The sequence below is a fragment of the Leifsonia sp. PARNA 1/14 genome, assembly GCF_055720965.1.
On the sequence record NZ_JBVQSP010000008.1, the window covers coordinates 126,817 to 146,169 of the forward strand.

The 19,353-nt window shown below is 69.7% G+C and carries 18 protein-coding genes and 1 tRNA gene; 16 read left to right on the forward strand and 3 right to left on the reverse strand.

Translation table 11 applies throughout. The annotated features are described in order from the left end of the window. Positions 1-75: 75 nt before the first annotated feature. Entirely contained in the window at positions 76-1,437 is a 1,362-nt protein-coding gene (locus AC0HS0_RS18810; RefSeq protein ID WP_472965670.1) for an MFS transporter, read from the reverse strand. 64 nt (positions 1,438-1,501) lie between these two features. Here AC0HS0_RS18810 and AC0HS0_RS18815 point away from each other — a divergent pair, with 64 nt between their 5' ends. From AC0HS0_RS18815 to ndk, 5 genes are all read left to right on the forward strand, one after another. Beyond that, on the forward strand, positions 1,502-2,134 hold the full coding sequence (locus AC0HS0_RS18815) for a TetR/AcrR family transcriptional regulator (protein WP_472965671.1): 633 nt from the start codon (positions 1,502-1,504) through the stop codon (positions 2,132-2,134). 236 nt (positions 2,135-2,370) lie between these two features. Then, positions 2,371-5,757: an isoleucine--tRNA ligase gene (ileS, locus tag AC0HS0_RS18820; RefSeq protein WP_472965672.1), complete on the forward strand. Its 3,387-nt coding sequence runs from the start codon at positions 2,371-2,373 to the stop codon at positions 5,755-5,757. Further along, complete coding sequence (locus tag AC0HS0_RS18825; protein ID WP_472965673.1) at positions 5,754-7,121, forward strand: bifunctional folylpolyglutamate synthase/dihydrofolate synthase; 1,368 nt, start codon at positions 5,754-5,756, stop codon at positions 7,119-7,121. Before ileS ends, AC0HS0_RS18825 begins: the two co-directional genes overlap by 4 nt. Continuing rightward, entirely contained in the window at positions 7,118-7,516 is a 399-nt protein-coding gene (locus AC0HS0_RS18830; RefSeq protein WP_472965674.1) for a DUF4233 domain-containing protein, read from the forward strand. Before AC0HS0_RS18825 ends, AC0HS0_RS18830 begins: the two co-directional genes overlap by 4 nt. Continuing rightward, positions 7,513-7,935, forward strand: coding sequence for a nucleoside-diphosphate kinase (gene ndk / locus AC0HS0_RS18835; protein WP_472965675.1), 423 nt, complete (start codon positions 7,513-7,515; stop codon positions 7,933-7,935). Before AC0HS0_RS18830 ends, ndk begins: the two co-directional genes overlap by 4 nt. Before the next feature lie 75 nt (positions 7,936-8,010). Here the strand turns inward: ndk and AC0HS0_RS18840 are convergent, their stop codons facing one another. Further along, entirely contained in the window at positions 8,011-8,655 is a 645-nt protein-coding gene (locus tag AC0HS0_RS18840; protein ID WP_472965676.1) for a vitamin K epoxide reductase family protein, read from the reverse strand. Positions 8,656-8,975: 320 nt separating this feature from the next. Here AC0HS0_RS18840 and AC0HS0_RS18845 point away from each other — a divergent pair, with 320 nt between their 5' ends. Beyond that, positions 8,976-11,534: an Rne/Rng family ribonuclease gene (locus AC0HS0_RS18845; protein WP_472965677.1), complete on the forward strand. Its 2,559-nt coding sequence runs from the start codon at positions 8,976-8,978 to the stop codon at positions 11,532-11,534. A 31-nt stretch (positions 11,535-11,565) separates the two neighbouring features. Here AC0HS0_RS18845 and AC0HS0_RS18850 read toward each other — a convergent pair whose 3' ends face one another. After that, a complete protein-coding gene (locus AC0HS0_RS18850; protein WP_472965678.1) occupies positions 11,566-11,841 on the reverse strand; it encodes a DUF4031 domain-containing protein in 276 nt (91 codons plus the stop codon). Positions 11,842-12,098: 257 nt separating this feature from the next. On the opposite strand from AC0HS0_RS18850, the gene rplU reads away from it, so the two are divergent. The 10 genes from rplU to AC0HS0_RS18900 all read left to right on the forward strand — a co-directional run bounded on the left by rplU (position 12,099) and on the right by AC0HS0_RS18900 (position 19,274). Further along, the gene (gene rplU, locus AC0HS0_RS18855) at positions 12,099-12,407 is read left to right on the forward strand and encodes a 50S ribosomal protein L21 (protein WP_472965679.1); all 309 of its coding nucleotides are present in this window, start codon (positions 12,099-12,101) and stop codon (positions 12,405-12,407) included. Positions 12,408-12,438: 31 nt separating this feature from the next. Continuing rightward, complete coding sequence (gene rpmA / locus AC0HS0_RS18860; RefSeq protein WP_055916380.1) at positions 12,439-12,696, forward strand: 50S ribosomal protein L27; 258 nt, start codon at positions 12,439-12,441, stop codon at positions 12,694-12,696. Positions 12,697-12,778: 82 nt separating this feature from the next. Then, entirely contained in the window at positions 12,779-14,350 is a 1,572-nt protein-coding gene (obgE, locus tag AC0HS0_RS18865) for a GTPase ObgE (protein WP_472965680.1), read from the forward strand. Further along, a complete protein-coding gene (gene proB / locus AC0HS0_RS18870) occupies positions 14,347-15,168 on the forward strand; it encodes a glutamate 5-kinase (RefSeq protein WP_472965681.1) in 822 nt (273 codons plus the stop codon). Before obgE ends, proB begins: the two co-directional genes overlap by 4 nt. 9 nt (positions 15,169-15,177) lie before the next feature. Further along, a complete protein-coding gene (locus AC0HS0_RS18875) occupies positions 15,178-16,446 on the forward strand; it encodes a glutamate-5-semialdehyde dehydrogenase (protein WP_472965682.1) in 1,269 nt (422 codons plus the stop codon). Between the two features lie 69 nt (positions 16,447-16,515). Continuing rightward, positions 16,516-16,752: a hypothetical protein gene (locus tag AC0HS0_RS18880; RefSeq protein ID WP_472965683.1), complete on the forward strand. Its 237-nt coding sequence runs from the start codon at positions 16,516-16,518 to the stop codon at positions 16,750-16,752. 13 nt (positions 16,753-16,765) lie between these two features. Beyond that, the gene (nadD, locus tag AC0HS0_RS18885; protein WP_472965684.1) at positions 16,766-17,368 is read left to right on the forward strand and encodes a nicotinate-nucleotide adenylyltransferase; all 603 of its coding nucleotides are present in this window, start codon (positions 16,766-16,768) and stop codon (positions 17,366-17,368) included. 143 nt (positions 17,369-17,511) lie between these two features. Continuing rightward, positions 17,512-18,651: a hypothetical protein gene (locus tag AC0HS0_RS18890; protein ID WP_472965685.1), complete on the forward strand. Its 1,140-nt coding sequence runs from the start codon at positions 17,512-17,514 to the stop codon at positions 18,649-18,651. A 73-nt stretch (positions 18,652-18,724) separates the two neighbouring features. Further along, positions 18,725-19,099, forward strand: coding sequence for a ribosome silencing factor (gene rsfS / locus AC0HS0_RS18895; protein ID WP_472965686.1), 375 nt, complete (start codon positions 18,725-18,727; stop codon positions 19,097-19,099). 102 nt (positions 19,100-19,201) lie between these two features. Continuing rightward, positions 19,202-19,274: transfer RNA gene (locus tag AC0HS0_RS18900), tRNA-Ala, on the forward strand. Positions 19,275-19,353: the final 79 nt, after the last annotated feature.

The following is a 19,353-nucleotide window of genomic DNA, read 5'->3' on the forward strand; positions in this document are numbered from 1 at the left end:
TGCGGCACCGTGTCAACGGGGTGCCTGAGTGTGGGTTACCCGTCAAGGGTACCGGAGAGCCATGACCGGGCGGGATCAGACGGCGTCGGTGGCCGGCGCCCCGATCTCCGCTGCGGCGTCCTCGTCGAGGATCGGGCGACGCCGGGCGGCCGCCCAGGCCGCGACAAGCGTGATGATCGACATGACCGCCAGCACGATGCCCGGGTGCCACCAGGCGTTGCCGACGGCCTGGCCGAAGACCAGCGTGAGCGCGGGCACGAACGAGGTGAGCAGTGCGGCGACGCTGTAGGCCACCGAGAGCGCGCTGTAACGGATGGGGCTCGGGAACAGGTCGGACATGAGTCCGCCGAGCCCCGCCCACGAGAGCGTCGGCAGGATGCCGCCGATGATCATGCTGCCGACGAGCACGCCGAACGACGCCGACTGCAGCAGGAAGTACATCGGGAAGGCGACGATCAGCGTCCCGATCGCTCCGATCGCGACCACGCGCGCCGAGCCGATCTTCGCGGCCCAGAGCCCGAACAGCGGGATGGTGACGAGCTGCAGCAGGCCGCCGATGGTGGTGGCGACGAGAAGGTCCTGGAACTTGAACCCGAGCACCGCCGTGCCGTAATCGACCATGTAGGTGTTCATCAGCGAGTAGGAGCCGATGCCGAGCACCGCGGCGCCGATCGCGATCACGAACGCGGTGGGGGCCTTCGTGAACACGTCGAGAACCGGGAAGCGGTCGCGCCGGCCGGTCTCGACGAGCTTGCGGAAGACCGGTGTCTCGTCGATCGACCAGCGCAGGTAGAGCGACACGAGCAGCAGCGGGAACGCGGTCAGGAACGGGATGCGCCATCCCCACGCGGCGATATCGGCCTGCGACATCGTCAGCGTCAGCACGATGAAGACCACGGCACTGAGGATGGAGCCGACCGGCGAGCCGAGCTGGGGGAGGGCGGCGTAGAAGCCGCGGCGCTTGGGGTTGGCGTACTCCGTCGCGAGCAGGATCGAGCCTCCCCATTCGCCGCCGAGCGAGAGGCCCTGCACGAGCCGGAGGAGCACGAGCACGACACCGCCGAACCATCCGGCCGTCGCGTACGTCGGCAGCACGCCGACAAGGCCGGTGCTGATGCCCATCAGCAGGATGGTCATGAGCAGCACGGGACGTCGCCCGATGCGGTCGCCGAGGTGGCCGAACACCACGGCGCCGACCGGCCGGATGACGAAACCGGCCGCGATCGCGAGGAACCCGGCGAGCACGCCGCCGAAGGCGCCGAGCGGTGTGAAGAACAGCGGGCCGACGAAGAACGCGGCGAAGTACGCGTAGAGGTAGAAGTCGTACGATTCGAGGGACGTTCCGACGAACGAAGCGATGGCGACGCGGCGAGCCGTGCCCGGGGTGATCCCGGGGCGGTCGGTCTCGCTGACGGCGAGCGTGCGGGTGGAGGTCACGGGTGTCCTTTTGACGGGGGTATCTGAACCGGGTCCAATATTAGGCGTGAGGAGACAACGCACGATGACACCGCGCCATTCCAGCGGCCACGGAAGCGGCGGATCGGGGCGCCCACGGGCCTCCTCGCGCGGCATGCTGGCGGAGGCCGCAGGCGAGCTGTTCCTGGAGCAGACGTATGCGGGCACCACCGTCGACGACATCGCGCGCAGGGCCGGAGTCAGCCGGGCGACCTTCTTCAACTACTTCTCTGCCAAGAGCGACCTGCTGTGGCTGGAGGTCGACGAGTCGCTGGCGGCGTTCCCCGCCATGCTCGCGGCGGCGGGCGACGACGTGGAGCCGATGACCGCCGTCCTCGCCGCCGTCGTGCGGCTGGCCGACGGCTTCGGCCCGGAGCGGCTGCCGCTCGCGGTGACCCAGGTCGAGCTGATGGGCACCGACGACGAGCTCCAGGCCTCCGCCCTCCCGCGCTTCCTGGCCGTGGTGCGCCAGGTGGAGGCCGCGATAGCGCGGCGGACGGGAGGCGACCCCGGAGATCTCCTCCCACGGGCGGCGGCGACGGCGGTCGTCGGCGCTGCGGTGGCCGCGGCGGGCGTCTGGGCGCGCGCCGGCGTGGGCCGGGGGCCGCTCACGCCGGTGATGCGCGATGCCGTCGAACCGGTGTGCGCGGGCTTCGCGACCGCACTCGTGAACCGATAGACTGATGCGAACGACGTCGACCCGGCGATCACCGGCGAGTCTTCGGAAGAACGGCGGGCACTCGCCCGCTCAGTAGAACCGAACGGGGCAGGCCCGTCACAGCCGCAGACGAGAGGTCCTGTCCGGTACACACCGGTTGGCCGGCGCTGGAGCCGGCAGGGCAAGCGGGGTGGTACCGCGGCGGGCGTGCGAGCGTCCGGCGTCCTCGTGCAGAGTCGAGAACTGCCAGGAGAGAGATGCCGTACCCCAAGTCCGCACCGGACGGAGCCGCCGAGCCCGGGCGTGAGCCGCGTCACGATGTCACCCCGTCGCCGGTGTTCCCGGAGATCGAGACGGACGTCCTCGCCTTCTGGGCGGAGGACGGCACGTTCCGCGCCTCGGTCGAGAACCGCGAGGATGCTCCCGAGTGGGTCTTCTACGACGGTCCTCCGTTCGCGAACGGCCTCCCGCACTACGGCCACCTGCTGACCGGGTACGCGAAGGACGTCTTCCCGCGCTTCCAGACCATGCGCGGCAAGAAGGTCGAGCGCCGGTTCGGCTGGGACACCCATGGTCTCCCCGCCGAGCTGGAGGCCGAGCGGCAGCTGGGCATCACCGACAAGAGTCAGATCGAGGAGATGGGGCTCGCGGCCTTCAACCAGGCCGCGAAGGACTCCGTGTTGCGCTACACGCGCGAATGGCAGGAGTACGTCACCCGCCAGGCGCGCTGGGTCGACTTCGACAACGACTACAAGACGCTGGACACCTCCTACATGGAGTCGGTGATCTGGGCGTTCAAGCAGCTGCACGAGAAGGGCCTCGCCTACGAGGGCCACCGCGTGCTGGCCTACTGCTGGCGCGACCAGACCCCGCTGTCGAACCACGAGCTGCGCATGGACGACGACGTCTACAAGATGCGCCAGGACCAGACGGTCACCGTGACGTTCCCGCTCACAGGCGCCAAGGCGGAGGCCCTGGGCCTCACGGGCGTGCGCGCCCTCGCCTGGACGACGACGCCGTGGACGCTGCCCACCAACCTCGCTCTCGTGGTCGGCCCCGACATCCGGTACGCCGTGGTCCCCGCCGGTCCGAACGGCGCCGCCGACGTCCACGGGCGCGCGAGCGGCCGTCACGGCGCCGGCCTGCGCGAGGAGGATTCGCTGAGCGGCGAGTACCTCCTGGCCGTCGACCTGGTCGGCAACTACGCGAAGGAGCTCGGTTACGGGTCCCCGGAGGCGGCGCGGGAGGCGGTCGTGCGCACGATCGCCGGGCGCGAACTCGAGGGCGTCACCTACGACCGGCTCTGGGACTACTACGCCGACACCGAGAAGTACGGCACGCAGAACGCATGGCAGATCCTCGTCGACGACTACGTGACGACGGAGGACGGCACCGGAATCGTGCACCAGGCGCCCGCCTACGGCGAGGACGACCAGCGCGTCTGTGAAGCCGCCGGCATCCCGGTGATCATCTCGGTGGACGACGGCGCGCGCTTCCTCCCTGAGGTGCAGGATGTCGCCGGGCTGCAGGTGTTCGAGGCCAACAAGCCGCTCACCACGCTGCTGCGCGAGGAGGGCCGCCTGCTGCGTCAGGCGAGCTACGAGCACTCGTACCCGCACTGCTGGCGCTGCCGTAACCCGCTGATCTACAAGGCCGTGTCGAGCTGGTTCGTGCGAGTCACCGAGTTCCGCGACCGCATGGTCGAGCTGAACCAGGGCATCAACTGGGTGCCCGAGAACGTCAAAGACGGCCAGTTCGGAAAGTGGCTCGCCGGCGCCCGCGACTGGTCGGTCTCGCGCAACCGCTACTTCGGTTCGCCGATCCCGGTGTGGAAGAGCGACGACCCGGCGTACCCGCGCGTCGACGTCTACGGATCGCTGGAGGAGCTCGAGCGTGATTTCGGGAGGCTGCCGGTCAACGCCGCGGGCGAGCCCGACCTCCACCGCCCGTTCATCGACGAGCTGACCCGGCCCAACCCCGACGACCCGTCGGGCCGGTCGACGATGCGGCGCATCCCCGACGTGCTCGACGTGTGGTTCGACTCCGGGTCGATGCCGTTCGCCCAGGTGCATTACCCGTTCGAGAACCACGACTGGTTCGACAGCCACAACCCGGCCGACTTCATCGTCGAGTACATCGGCCAGACGCGCGGGTGGTTCTACCTGCTGCACACGCTCGGCACGGCGCTGTTCGACCGGGCGGCGTTCAAGAACGTGATCTCGCACGGCATCGTGCTCGGCAGCGACGGTCAGAAGATGTCCAAGTCGCTGCGCAACTACCCCGACGTCAACGAGGTCTTCGACCGCGACGGCTCCGATGCGATGCGCTGGTTCCTGATGTCGAGCCCCGTGCTGCGGGGCGGCAACCTGATCGTGACCGAGGAGGGCATCCGCGAGGGCGTCCGCCAGGTGCTGCTGCCGCTGTGGAGCACCTGGTACTTCTTCTCGCTGTACGCCAACGCCACGGGCTACGAGGCGAAGCACTCCACCGCGTCCACCGACGTGCTCGACCGCTACCTGCTGGCCAAGACGCGCGACCTGGTGGAGGCCGTGACGGCAGACCTCGACGGGCTCGACTCGACGCTCGCCGCAGCGAAGCTCCGCGACTTCGCCGACGTGCTGACGAACTGGTACGTGCGTCGCTCGCGCGACCGGTTCTGGGTCGGCGTGTCGGAGGACGGCACGGGCACCGAGGCCTTCGACACGCTCTACACCGTGCTCGAGGCCGTGACACGGGTGGCGGCCCCGCTGCTCCCGCTCGTCTCCGAGCGCATCTGGAAGGACCTCACCGGCGGTCGCAGTGTGCACCTGACCGACTGGCCCGAGGCCGACGTGTTCCCGGCCGACGACGCGCTCGTCGACGCCATGGACCGCATCCGGGCCATCTGCTCCACGACGCTCTCGTTGCGCAAGCAGTCGGGGCGACGGGTGCGTCTTCCGCTGGCGTCGCTCACCGTGGTCGCCGCCGACGCGGACGCCCTTCGGCCGTTCGAGGCGATCCTGCGCGACGAGTTGAACGTCAAGGCGGTCGAGGTCGTCGAGCTCGCCGACGACAGCGCGGCCTCCTACGGCATCACCAGCCGGTTGACCGTCAACGCGCGCGCGGCCGGCCCGCGGCTCGGCAAGCAGGTGCAGCAGGTCATCCAGGCCGCGCGATCCGGTGACTGGTCGGAGCACGACGGAGTGGTTACCGTGGGCGGCGTGGAGCTGGTCGAGGGCGAGTACGAGCTGGTCCTGGAGACCGCTCAGACCGACGAGGACGCCTCGTCGGCGATCGCACTCCTCGCGGGCGGAGGCTTCGTGCTGCTCGACACCGCCACGACGCCCGAGCTGGAGGCCGAGGGCCTGGCCCGCGACGTCATCCGTGCGGTGCAGGACACCCGCAAGGCGGCCGGGCTCGACGTGAGCGACCGGATCGAGCTGAGCGTCGCGTTCGAGCACGACGACGACGTCCGGGCGATCGCTCTCGCGGGCGACGCCGTCGACATCGCGGCCGAGACGCTGGCGCTGGAGTTCGCGTTCGCGTCGGCGGGCGACGCCATCGACGACGATGCCGACGGCTTCGTCAAGGAGTTCGGCGCGGGGCAGTTCGCGAACGCGGGCCGCTTCACGGTCGGCGTGAGCAAGGTGGAGGACGCCCGATGACCGACGACGAGGAGCTGCGCGACGACGCCGAGGCCGTCTACCAGGCGCTCCTGGCGCGCATCGGTGAAGGCGCTCCGGAGCGCCGCCTGGACGCGACCCGCCGGGCCGTCGAGCTGCTCGGCGACCCGCAGCGGGCGTACCCGATCATCCACATCACCGGCACGAACGGCAAGACGTCGACGAGCCGCATCGCCGAGAGCATCCTGCGCGCGTACGGTCTGCGCACGGGCCTGCTCACGAGCCCGCACCTGGTGAGGTTCAACGAGCGCATCATGATCGACGGCCAGCCGATCGGCGACGAAGCGCTCGTGCGCAACTGGGAGGACGTGCGTCCGTACCTCGAGATCGTCGACTCCGAGCTGGAGGCGCAGGGCAAGGCGCCGCTGACGTTCTTCGAAGCGCTGACAGCGCTCGCGTTCGCGGCCTTCGCCGATGCTCCCGTCGACGTCGCCGTGATCGAGGTCGGCATGGGCGGCGAGTGGGACTCGACCAACGTCGGAGACGGTCAGGTCGCGGTGTTCACACCGATTTCGCTCGACCACACGCGGCAGCTCGGCGACACGGTCCGCGAGATCGCGCGCACCAAGTCGGGCATCATCAAGCCGTCCGCCGACGTCGTCAGCTCGGCGCAGGTTCCGGAGGCCATGGCCGAGCTGGAGGAGGCGGCCCGGCTGACCGAGTCCACCCTGGCCGCGGCCCCGCAGGCCTTCGACGTCGTCGACACGCGCGTGGCCGTCGGTGGCCAGCTCGTGACGGTGCGCGGGCGCGCCGCCACCTATGAGGACGTCTTCCTCCCGCTGTACGGCGATCACCAGGCGCAGAACGCGGCCGTCGCGGTGGCCGCGGTGGAGACGTTCCTCGGCCGTGGCACGCAGCCGCTCAAGGCCGACCTGGTCGAGGAGGGGTTCGCCACGGCGACCTCTCCCGGGCGTCTGCAACTCGTCGGCGTGGAGCCGACCGTCCTCGTCGACGCCGCGCACAACCCCGCCGGGGCTGCGACCCTTGCGGACGCGATTCGCCGCTACTTCGACTTCGACGAGGTCACGTTCGTGCTGGGCAGCCTGGGCGACAAGGACGCGCGCGGCGTGGTCCGCGCGCTCGCCCCGGTCGCCGCGCAGTTCTTCGTGACGGAGCCGGCCTCCGACCGCGCTCTGCCGGCCGACGACCTCGGTGACATCGTGCGCGATGAGGCGGGTGACGAGGCCACCATCGTCTACAGCGACGCCCTCGACGCTCTGGAGGCCGCTCGCGAGTGGGCGGGCGAGGAGGCACGGCGCGCCGTCGTCGTCACGGGCTCGATCGTGCTGGTCGGCGCCGCCATGGCGTACGCCGAGGAGCAGGGCTGGAAGGACACGACCGCGTGACCGACGAGAACCCCGAGGACTCGAACGAGTCCGCGAAGGCTCCACGTGCCCGTCGCCGGCGGTCCCTTCGCGAGAGCCTCGGCTCGATCGTGCTGGGCTTCGAACTCATCGTCGTCTTCCTGGGGGCGCTGGTGCTCTTCGGGCTCAAGTCCCTGCCCGCGTGGATCGCGCTGGGCGGGGGAGCGGTGGTCGTCCTCCTGATGATCGTCGCCATCGGGCTGATGCGGAACCGCATCGGCGTCGTCCTGGGCTGGATCGTGCAGCTCCTGGTCGTCGCCGCCGGCTTTCTCGTGCCCGCCTTCTTCATCGTGGGGGCGATCTTCACGGCCATGTGGACCTACTGCATGATCGCCGCCTCCCGCATCGACCGGAACAACCGAACGGAGACCAGATGACCACCGCTGTCGAAGAGACCCTCGTCCTCATCAAGCCCGACGGAGTCGCCCGCAACCTCACGGGCGAGATCCTGCGCCGCATCGAGGCGAAGGGCTACTCCCTCGTCGACGTGCGCATGCTGCAGGCCGACCGCGAGCTGCTCGCGAAGCACTACGCCGAGCACGAGGGCAAACCCTTCTACGAGCCCCTCGTCGAGTTCATGGAGTCGGGTCCGATCGTCGCCCTGCGCGTGGCGGGCAACCGCGTGATCGAGGGCTTCCGCTCGCTCGCCGGCGCCACCGACCCCACGACGGCCCTGCCGGGCACGATCCGCGGCGACCTGGCTCGCGACTGGGGACTCAAGGTGCAGCAGAACCTGGTGCACGGCTCCGACTCGCCCGAGTCGGCAGAGCGCGAGCTCGTGCTCTGGTTCGGCTGAGCACTCGCTCGGCGACCTGGCAGAAGGGGCTCCCGACCGGATGGTCGGGAGCCCCTTCTCGTGCGTCCGGGCGGCTCAGACGAAGGCGCGGTGGATCCAGTCGAGCTGGATCTGCGCCAGGATCGCCACGATCGCGTAGCTGACGATGGTGATCAGGGGCACCCAGCCGTAGAGCGTGCCGAAGAGTTTCCGTGCGCGCTCGGGCACGGGGATGTGCCCCTCCTTGAGGTTGTAGAGCGTCACGGCCCAGAAGGTCGGGATGGTCACCGTCCAGGTGACCATGCACCAGGGGCAGAGCACGTTGAGCACGGTGAGCGACTGGGTGATCAGGAAGATGACGAGCACGAGGGCGAGCACGACGCCGACGTTGAAGGCGATCCAGTACCAGCGGGCGAAGCGGCCGGCGGCGAAGAGGCCGACACCGACCGCGATCGTCGCCGTCCAGCCACCGAGACCGAGGAGCGGGTTCGGGAAGCCCAGCAGCGATCCCTGCCACGAGTTCAGGTTCTTGCTGCAGCCGACGAGCACGTTGAAGTTGCAGGAGAGCTGAGCGTTCGCGTTCTCGAGCAGGTCGAACTTGTCCACCGTGAGCATCCAGGCGGCCCAGAGGCCGATCGCGCCGGCCACGATCAGGAAGATGGCGAGTGCGGTCGGACGACGGTACGTCGCGGGTGCGGGGTCGGTCGTCGGTGCGGTGGGCGCGGTCTTCGAGGCAGGCACAGTCGGATTATGGCATGACGCGACGCGGCGCTTCTGTGAACGCGGGTCGCACCGGGCGAACGCTCCCGACATGCGATAATCATTGGATAAGTCGTCCCGACACCACGTCGGCCGACACTGAAGAAGGCTTGAGGGCGCCAGGTGCGCCCGAATGAAAGGCCGGTCGCTCATGACCGGCACAAGACAAGTGAAAGCCGGACGGACGGTGCCACGAGCACCCGCCGTCCGATCAAGGATTACGGAGGGGGCCGCACGCGGCGCCTCCGACGGAGAGTACCCGGCGAGCGGGTTGCCGCCGCCGGTCGAGGAGTGCACCAGCGATGGTGGAAAACGAGAATATCGACAACACGAACAGCAACGATCAGAGCGCAGGAGGGCGTAGGCGCCGCAGCCTCTTCGGAGGCAGACGGGTCAGCAGGCCGGCCGGTACGGCCGAGACTCCGGTGTTCGCCGAGGAGCGCGAGGTCGCGGCCGAACAGGTCGCGGTCGAGCAGGCTCCTGGCGGCACCGAAGCGACCGCCGAGGCTCCCGATGCGACGATCGCTGTGACCGAGGAGCAGGCGGCCGTCACGGTGGTCGCCACCTCCGACGGTCACGAGCCTCCGGCGCTGCCGGACAGGCGCGGCGACCAACAGGAGGGCGCCGCCGCCTACGTGCCCGGCCTCCCGCCGACGACGCTGCTGTTCCAGGCGCCCGACATCCTGCCGCTGCCGCCGCTTCCCGACGAGGAGCCGTCCGGCTCGGTCCGCCGTCGTTCGCGCCGCCGGGCCGGCGAGAACGGCCGCGACGAGGCGAACAATCCGGCGAACACCGTCGTCAAGGTGCGTGCTCCGCGCGAGCCCGAGTTGATCACCGAGCCGCAGAAGGTCAAGGGCTCCACCCGCCTGGAGGCCAAGAAGCAGCGCCGGCGCGACGGCCGCGACGCCGGTCGCCGTCGCCCTGTCATCACCGAGGCCGAGTTCCTCGCCCGCCGCGAGTCGGTCGATCGGCAGATGGTCGTCCGCTCGAAGGGCGGCCGCATCCAGATCGGTGTTCTGGAGGACAAGGTGCTGGTCGAGCACTACGTCGCCCGATCGCAGGAGGCCTCCCTCATCGGGAACGTCTATCTCGGCCGCGTACAGAACGTGCTGCCGAGCATGGAGGCCGCGTTCGTCGACATCGGCCGCGGCCGCAACGCCGTGCTCTACTCCGGCGAGGTCGACTGGGACGCCGTCGAGACGGGCAACCAGCCGCGCCGCATCGAGCTGGCGCTGAAGGCCGGCGACCGCGTGCTGGTGCAGGTCACGAAAGACCCTGTCGGGCACAAGGGCGCACGGCTCACGAGCCAGATCTCGCTGCCGGGCCGCTACCTGGTCTACGTGCCGAACGGCTCTATGAACGGCATCAGCCGCAAGCTCCCCGACACCGAGCGCTCACGCCTCAAGAAGATCCTCAAAGAGGTGCTGCCCGAGAACGCCGGCGTGATCGTGCGCACGGCCGCCGAGGGCGCGACCGAGGAGCAGCTCACACTCGACGTGACCCGCCTGACGGCGCAGTGGGCGGACATCAGCCGCCAGGTCGAGACGCAGCAGGCGCCCGCTCTCCTGCACAGCGAGCCCGACCTGCTCATCAAGATCATCCGCGACGTCTTCAACGAAGACTTCCAGAAGCTGGTCATCGCCGGCGACGACGCGCGCCAGACCATCGAGAGCTACCTGCGCCAGGTCGCGCCCGACCTGATCGACCGTGTGGAGGCCTACACCGGTGACCGCGACGCGTTCGACGAGTTCCGGGTCACCGAGCAGATCGAGAAGGCGCTGGAGCGCAAGGTCTGGCTTCCGTCGGGAGGCTCGCTGGTCATCGACCGCACCGAGGCGATGACCGTCGTCGACGTCAACACGGGCAAGTTCGTGGGCTCGGGCGGCAACCTCGAGGAGACCGTCACCAAGAACAACCTGGAGGCCGCGGAGGAGATCGTCCGCCAGCTCCGGCTCCGCGACATCGGCGGCATCATCGTCGTCGACTTCATCGACATGGTGCTGGAGTCCAACCGCGACCTCGTGCTGCGGCGACTCATCGAGTGCCTGAGCCGCGACCGGACCAAGCACCAGGTGGCCGAGGTCACCTCGCTGGGCCTCGTGCAGATGACCCGCAAGAAGCTCGGCCTCGGCCTGCTGGAGACCTTCAGCGAGGCCTGCGAGGTGTGCGCCGGCCGTGGCGTGATCGTGCACCACGACCCGGTCGTGAAGCACCGTCAGCCGCAGCAGCAGCCGCAGAACGAGCGGCGCCGTGGTCGCAGTGGCAGCAACAGCGGCGGCCAGGCACCCTCGAGCGCCCCGCACTCCGGCAACGGCACGCACGCCATCACTGACGACGCCAAGAACGCGCTCGCGCAGATCGCGGCCTCCACATTGCACCTGCACCACGAGGGCGAGGGCGCACCCGCCGGCGAGGCCCAGGCCCCTGCCGCCGAGAACGCAGGCGCCGCGCAGGCGGCTCCGGCTGCAGAAGCCGCGCCCAAGAAGCGCCGGCGCAAGAGCAAGGGTCAGCGCGACGAGCAGCGCCCCGAGAGCGCGGACGAGCAGGCCGAGCCGGCCGCGAAGGAAGCCGGCGCTGTCGAGGCCGGCGCTATCGAGGCCGACGCTGTCGTGTCCGACGCCGCGGCCGAGCCGGAGGCCGCCGTGCACGTCGACCTCCCGCTGATCGACCTGCCTGCGCCCACCGAGCCGCACCCTCACGCCGCCGCACCGTCGGCCGTGGAGACCGAGCTCCTGCTCGACTCCGTGCTCGACGCCCTCCCGCACCCGAAGGCGGCCGGTCAGGGCCGTAGCCGCGGCCGTCGCGCCAGCACCGCCGTCATCACCGGCGGGGAGCTCGCGGGCGATCAGCGCGACGCCTGATCACGCCTCCGGTATCGTCCGCGGTCGCACCTCAGTGACGGCGGACGCGGTCGCGTGCGCGCACGCGCAGGCCGCTGGCGATGAGCCGGGACACCAGTTGCTTGCCATCCACGGGCACGGCTCCTGCGGCGACGAGTTCGTCATAGCGGCGGTCGGGGACGTCGTAGTGGTCGAGGTCGAACGCGCGCGCGGGCACGCCCGCCGCGGCCGCGAACGCGTGCAGCTCGTCGAGCGAGGAGTCGCTGACCAGGTGGGACCACAACATGCCGTGGGCGGGCCATGCCGGGGGATCGATCAGGACCGTCATAGAATGATTCTAGGAACCGGCTCCGACAAGGGTGCCGGACGGTCTCGACGCCCCCTCGCTGAATTGACGGGTCGTGCGGCGTCGGGTAAAGTTGACCGTTGGTGTGTGCCGGTAGGCTGGTACACCCTCGCGGTTTTCTGAGAGCCACCCGCCGCCATCGGCGGGCGCGAGCTCACCAGTAACTCCCTGAACAAACAAGAGCAGGACAGGTCCACGGCGTCGCCGGGAGCTGATCCCCGACGAAAAGGTACGTGAAAGTGGTTTACGCAGTTGTGCGCGCCGGTGGCCGGCAGGAGAAGGTCGAGGTCGGCACCATCGTGACGATGGACCGCATCAAGGCCGACAAGAACGGCAACGTCGAGCTGGCCGCCGTCCTGCTCGTCGACGGTGACAAGATCACCTCCGACGCGAAGTCCCTCGCCAAGGTGAAGGTGACCGCCGAGGTCCTCGGCGACCTGCGCGGCCCGAAGATCGTCATCCAGAAGTTCAAGAACAAGACCGGCTACAAGAAGCGCCAGGGCCACCGCCAGGAGCTCACGCGCGTCAAGATCACCGGCATCAAGTAGCCGACAGAGAACCTCTCGAGGAGAAGAAGACATGGCACACAAAAAGGGCGCGAGTTCCACTCGCAACGGTCGTGACTCGAACGCGCAGCGCCTCGGCGTGAAGCGCTTCGGCGGCCAGACCGTCAACGCCGGCGAGATCCTGGTCCGCCAGCGCGGCACCCACTTCCACCCGGGCGTCAACGTCGGCCGCGGTGGCGACGACACCCTGTTCGCCCTCGCGGCGGGCTCGGTCGAGTTCGGCAACAAGGGCGGCCGCAAGGTCGTCAACATCGTGGCCGTCGAGGCCTGAGCCTCACCCACGACTGCACTTCACGGATGGGCGGGCTTCGGCCCGCCCATCCGTCGTTTCACTTCAGATCTGAGGAGTACCCATGGCCACGTTCGTCGACCGCGTGACGCTTCACCTGCGTGCGGGCAACGGCGGCAACGGGTGCGTCTCCGTGCGCCGTGAGAAGTTCAAGCCGCTCGCCGGCCCCGACGGCGGCAACGGCGGCAACGGCGGCGACATCGTGCTCGTCGCCGACCCCCAGGTCACGACGCTGCTCGGCTATCACCGGCACCCGCACCGTTCCAGCGACAACGGCGGCTTCGGGATGGGCGACCACCGCAGCGGCCACACCGGCGGCGAGCTGGAGCTCTCCGTGCCGGTCGGCACCGTGGTCAAATCGGCCGACGGCGAGGAGCTCGTCGACCTGACCGAGCCCGGCATGCGCTACGTCGCAGCGGCCGGCGGTCTCGGTGGGCTCGGCAACGCGGCCCTCGCGACCACCAAGCGCAAGGCTCCTGGCTTCGCCCTGCTCGGCACCCCCGGCTGGGAGGGCGATGTCCTCCTGGAGCTCAAGACGGTCGCCGACGTGGCGCTCGTCGGCTATCCGTCAGCGGGCAAGTCGAGCCTCATCGCCGCACTGTCGGCGGCGAAGCCGAAGATCGCCGATTACCCGTTCACGACGCTGCACCCCAACCTCGGCGTCGTGCAGGCCGGCGACGTGCGCTACACCGTGGCCGACGTCCCCGGTCTCATCGAGGGCGCGAGCGAAGGTCGTGGCCTCGGTCTCGAGTTCCTGCGGCACGTCGAGCGCTGCTCGGCCCTGCTGCACGTGCTCGACTGCGCGACGCTCGAGCCCGGGCGCGATCCGCTCAGCGACCTGGAGGTCATCCGCGGCGAGCTCGCGGCCTACCCTGTGCCCGAGGGCCAGGTGCCGCTGCTCGACCGCCCGCAGCTGATCGCGCTCAACAAGATCGATGTGCCAGACGCCCGCGAGCTCGCCGACTTCGTCCGTCCCGACCTGGAGGCGCGCGGCTACCGGGTGTTCGAGATCTCCACGGTCAGCCACGAGGGCCTCCGTGCGCTCTCGTTCGCCCTCGCCGAACTGGTGGAGGAGGCCAGGGCGGCCGAGGCCGCAGAGGCCGAGATTCGCCCACGGATCGTGATCCGCCCGAAGGCCGTCGACGACTCCGGGTTCACCGTGAAGGTCGAGGGCGGCTCAGACGGCCCGGTGTACCGGATCCTCGGCGCCAAGCCCGAGCGCTGGGTGGCGCAAACCGACTTCGCCAACGACGAGGCCGTCGGCTATCTCGCCGACCGGCTGGCCAAGCTCGGAGTCGAGGACCGTCTCTTCACCGCGGGCGCGGTCGCCGGGTCGACGGTCGTGATCGGCCGTGACAATGGCGTGGTGTTCGATTGGGAGCCGACTCTGACCTCCACGGCAGAGTTGATGACGTCACCGCGTGGCACCGACGCCCGCATCGACGCGAGTCACCGCCCGACCAGGGCGCAGCGCCGCGAAGACTACTTCGACCGGATGGACGGCAAGGCCGAGGCCCGCGCCGAGCTGCTCCGCGAGAAGGAGGCCGGGCTCTGGCAGGACGACGACTACGACGACTACGACGGCGACGACTCCGGTTCCCGGAGCGAGGCGGAAGGCGGGACGGGCCGGGAATGACGATCGACGAGCGCGCCCAGGTCCCGACCGCCCGACGGATCGTCGTGAAGGTCGGCTCGTCCTCCATCAGCGGCGAGAACGCGGGGCAGATCGGCCCGCTCGTCGACGCCCTCGCCGAGGCTCACGGCCGCGGCACGCAGGTCATCCTGGTGTCCTCCGGCGCGATCGCGACCGGCATCCCGTACCTGTCGCTCGACGCCCGCCCGACCGACCTGGCGACTCAGCAGGCCGCCGCCGCGGTCGGCCAGAACGTGCTCATCTACCGCTATCAGGACAGCCTCGACCGCTACGAGATCGTGGCGGGTCAGGTGCTGCTGACGGCGGGCGACATGGAGAACCCGACCCACCGCAGCAACGCGAAGCGCGCGATGGAACGGCTGCTCGACCTGCGCATCCTCCCGATCGTCAACGAGAACGACACGGTCGCCACTCACGAGATCCGCTTCGGCGACAACGACCGGCTCGCGGCCCTCGTCGCCCTGCTCGTGGAGGCCGACCTGCTCGTCCTGCTCTCCGACGTCGATGCGCTCTACACCAAGCCTCCGCAAGAGGAGGGCGCGGAGCGCATCGAAGTGGTCGGGTGGGGCGACGAGCTCGCCGGCGTCGAGATCGGGTCGACCGGCCTCTCCGGCGTCGGCACCGGGGGAGCGCTGACCAAGGTGTCCGCCGCGCGCCAGGCGGCAGAGCAGGGCACGGCGGTCATCCTCACTGCGACGACGCTCGTCGCCGACGCCCTGCGCGGCGAGCCGGTCGGCACCTGGTTCGCTCCTGCGCCCAGCGTGGACGACCTCCGAACCGCTGACATCGCCACGGCCTAGACTTGACCCATGTCTTCGACCATCGCCGTCCCGGTCTCGCTCGCCGATCGTCTCACCGCGGCCAAGGCCTCTTCGCTGGCGCTCGCGACGGCGACGACGGAGCAGAAGAACGCCGCACTGCGGGCCATCGCCTCCGGCGTCCTCGCGGCTGAGCAGAGCATCCTCACGGCGAACGAGCTCGACCTCGCCAACGGCCGCGAGAACAGCCTCTCGGCGGGCCTGCTCGACCGGCTGACGCTGACCCCTGCGCGCCTCCAGAATCTCGCCGATGCGGTGCTGGAGGTCGTGGGCCTGACCGACCCGGTCGGGCAGGTGGTGCGCGGCAGCGACCTCCCGAACGGCGTGAAGATCGCGCAGACCCGCGTGCCGTTCGGCGTCGTCGGCGCCATCTACGAGGCGCGCCCGAACGTCACCATCGACATCGCTTCGCTCGCGATCAAGAGTGGCAATGCGGTGGTCCTGCGCGGAGGCACCGCCGCCCTCAACACCAATCAGGTGCTCGTCGGGGTGGTGCGGGAGGCGCTTGCCGGCGCCGGTCTGCCGGCGGACGCCGCCCAGACCATCGACGAGTTCGGGCGCGATGGCGCGAACGAGCTGATGCGGGCCCGCGGGCTGGTCGATGTGCTGATCCCGCGCGGGAGCGCCGACCTCATCCAGGCGGTCGTGACCCAGTCGAGCGTTCCGGTCATCGAGACCGGCGCCGGGGTCGTGCACATCGTGCTCGACGAGAGCGCGCGCGAAGACTGGGCGGTCGACATCGTCCGCAACGCCAAGGTGCAGCGCCCGAGCGTCTGCAACGCGGTGGAGACGTTGCTCGTGCACCGGGCGGCGGCCGAGCGCCTGCTCCCCGCCGTGCTGGGCTCGCTCGCGGAGGCCGGGGTCACCATCCACGCCGACGAGACGGCGCTGCCGTTCGCGCCCGGCGGAGTGCCGGTGACGGACGAGGACTACGCCACCGAGCACATGAGCCTCGACATCTCGGTGCGGGTCGTCGACGACCTCGACGCCGCGATCGCGCACATCCGGCGCTACTCGACCCAGCACACCGAGGCGATCGTCACGAACGACCTCGGCAACGCCGACCGATTCCTCGCCGAGGTCGATTCGGCCGTCGTGATGGTCAACGCGTCGACACGGTTCACCGACGGGGGAGAGTTCGGGTTCGGCGCCGAAGTCGGCATCTCCACCCAGAAGCTGCACGCCCGCGGCCCGATGGGCCTGCCGGAGCTGACGAGCACCAAGTGGATCGTCCGCGGGTCCGGCCAGATCCGCGGGTGACCGACCACTAGACTGAACAACGGCCACGCCCGAGCGCCGAGGCCACAGCGCCCCGAAAGGAACCCACCGATGTCCCACTTGACGACCATCCTCGCGGCAGCGGAGACCCACGTCGAGCTGCCCATGCCCACCTGGGCGTACGGCACGATCGCCATCGTCATCTTCCTGGCGCTGCTCGGTGTCCTGTTCAGCTACCGTGACGTCGCGAACCGGCACAGCCACCGGTCGGCAGCGGATGCCGCGTCGCACGCCGGCGCACCGGGTGCCACGCACCACGGCACCGGCCACCCGACCCAGGGGCACTGAGCCGCCTCCCGGCATGGAGCTGACCGAGAAGAGCCGCCCGCGCATCGGCGTGATGGGCGGCACGTTCGATCCGATCCATCATGGCCACCTGGTCGCCGCGAGCGAGGTCGCGCAGTCGTTCGATCTCGATGAGGTCGTGTTCGTCCCGACCGGCCAGCCCTGGCAGAAGGGCGAGGTGACCCCCGCCGAGCACCGCTATCTCATGACGGTGATCGCGACGGCCTCCAACCCGCGGTTCACGGTGAGTCGCGTCGATGTCGACCGTGTGGGGCCGACGTACACCATCGACACCCTTCGCGATCTCCGCGACGAGCGTCCGGACGCCGAGCTGTTCTTCATCACCGGCGCAGATGCCATCGCACAGATCCTCAGCTGGCGCGACATCGACGAACTCTGGAAGCTCGCGCACTTCGTGGCTGTGAGTCGTCCGGGACATGACCTCAATATTTCTGGATTGCCGAAACAAGACGTAAGCTTGTTGGAAGTTCCGGCCCTGGCGATCTCGTCCACCGACTGCCGGAGCCGGGTGAGCAGGGGATTCCCCGTCTGGTACCTCGTCCCCGACGGGGTGGTCCAGTACATCTCCAAACATCACTTGTATCGGAGCGTGGCATGACGTCTTGGCCTGAAGAGCCAGCGGAAGCGAGCCAGCCGCCGCAGACGCGGCGACAGGCCAGAGAGAACGAGCGCACCGCCGCGCGCCAAGCGGCGCGCCGTGCCGGTACCTCCGAGACGACTCCTGCGGGCGAGATTCCCGAGATGTCGACCACTCCCGGAGCCGCGCAGGCCGACGAGCCGCCCGCGATCCCGGCCTCCGCGTTCGCCGAGCCGGGTGTGTCGTCGCCGTCCGGCACGGGCAGCTTCGACAGCCTCCTCTTCAGCGTCCCCCAGCGCGCCGACGACGACGCCAGCTCCGACGCCGCGGCGTTCGACCTGTTCCGTCAGGCGCCCGATCCGTCGAAGCCCGAGCCGGTGACGCAGCCGATGGCCGTGGTACCGGCGGCTGTCGCCCGCCCGGCCGCATTCCCCACCGCGGAGTCTCCGTCCTCCGACGAAGTGGGCGATTCGACGGGTGAGCGCACGCTGACCCGTCGCGAGATGCGCGCGATGCTGCAAGCCCAGGCGGCGAACCAGCAGGCGAACCATTCCCCGGCGATCGCCGATCCGGTCTTCCCGGTCTCCTTCACGCAGGATGCGGATGGCGCGCCGGCCGAACCGCAGGCGGCTCCGGCTCCCGCGAGTGCGCGCGTGCCGGGCTCGGTTCCCGACACCGACGTGAGCTCGTCCGCGACGTCCGTTTTCACTGCCTTCGGTGCCCCGACGGCGTCGGCGCCCATTGCCGCCGCTCCGGCTCCGACTGCCGGGCCGGTGCCGGTGGAGGTCGACGACGCCGACGACGACCTTTCGGTCCAGGAGCGCCGCCCGTTCACTCCGCCGACCGGCCACTGGTCGACCGCGGCCGAGCTGGAGGACGGCTCCGGGCCGATCACTTCCCGCAACGTCGGGCACTCGACTGCGGCGACCACGACCAACGCCCTCATCCTCCCGACGCTTCCGCAGGCCGATGCGACCGGCCCGCTGACGAGCACAGGCGAGATCCTGGTGACAGGCTCGATCGACCTCCCGCGCACGCTCGGTTCGACGGGCGCGCACGATCGCATCGACTCGTCCGATATCGACCGCCTGCTCGACGGCGAAGAGAACGAGTTCAACACCTCCGAGGTCGCGCCGGTCCGTGCCTCGCGCGCCATCAGCACCCACACGTCGACGCGGGGAGTGATCGCGCCGCCGAAGAAGCGCGGCAATACGCTGCCCGTCGTGCTCATGGTCACCGCGGGTGTGCTCGCGGTCGGCGTGATCGGCCTCCTGATCGCGGCATACGTGCTCAACGTGTTCTGATGACGCGTGCTCCACTGACCCCTTCGACGGCGCCCCGTTCGACGTCGGCCAGCTCAATCGTGAAGGACTCTCTGTGACCGCCTCCCCGCACGCCCGGGACATCCTGCAGATCGCGGCAGCCGCCGCCGACGCGAAGGGGGGCATCGACCTCGTCGCGCTCGACGTGTCCGGTCCGCTCCCGCTGACCGACGCGTTCCTCCTGGTGTCCGGCTCTGTGGAACGCAACGTCATCGCCATCGCCTCCGAGGTGGAGGACCGCCTCAACGACGCGGGGGTGCGTACGCTGCGTCGTGAGGGCAAGGCGGAGGGTCGCTGGATCCTCCTGGACTTCGGCGACCTCGTGGTCCACGTCTTCCACGAGGAGGACCGCATGTACTACGCACTCGAGCGCCTGTGGAAGGACTGCCCGGTCCTCCCGCTCGAGCTGCCGGTGCACACCGCGGACTAGGCACGCCCGGGCTGCGCGTCCGATTTTCGTTGCGCAGCCCGCGTGTAGTAGGCTGAATGAGTTGCCCGGGGAGCCCCGGGAAACACTGAACGAACTGAATACGGGTCTGTGGCGCAGCTGGTAGCGCACCTGCATGGCATGCAGGGGGTCAGGGGTTCGAGTCCCCTCAGATCCACCGTGTGATGAGTCGGGACATATGTTCTAGATGAGTCGCGACAGTGGTTACTTAGAGAGAGCCCGGCCATCGGCCGGGC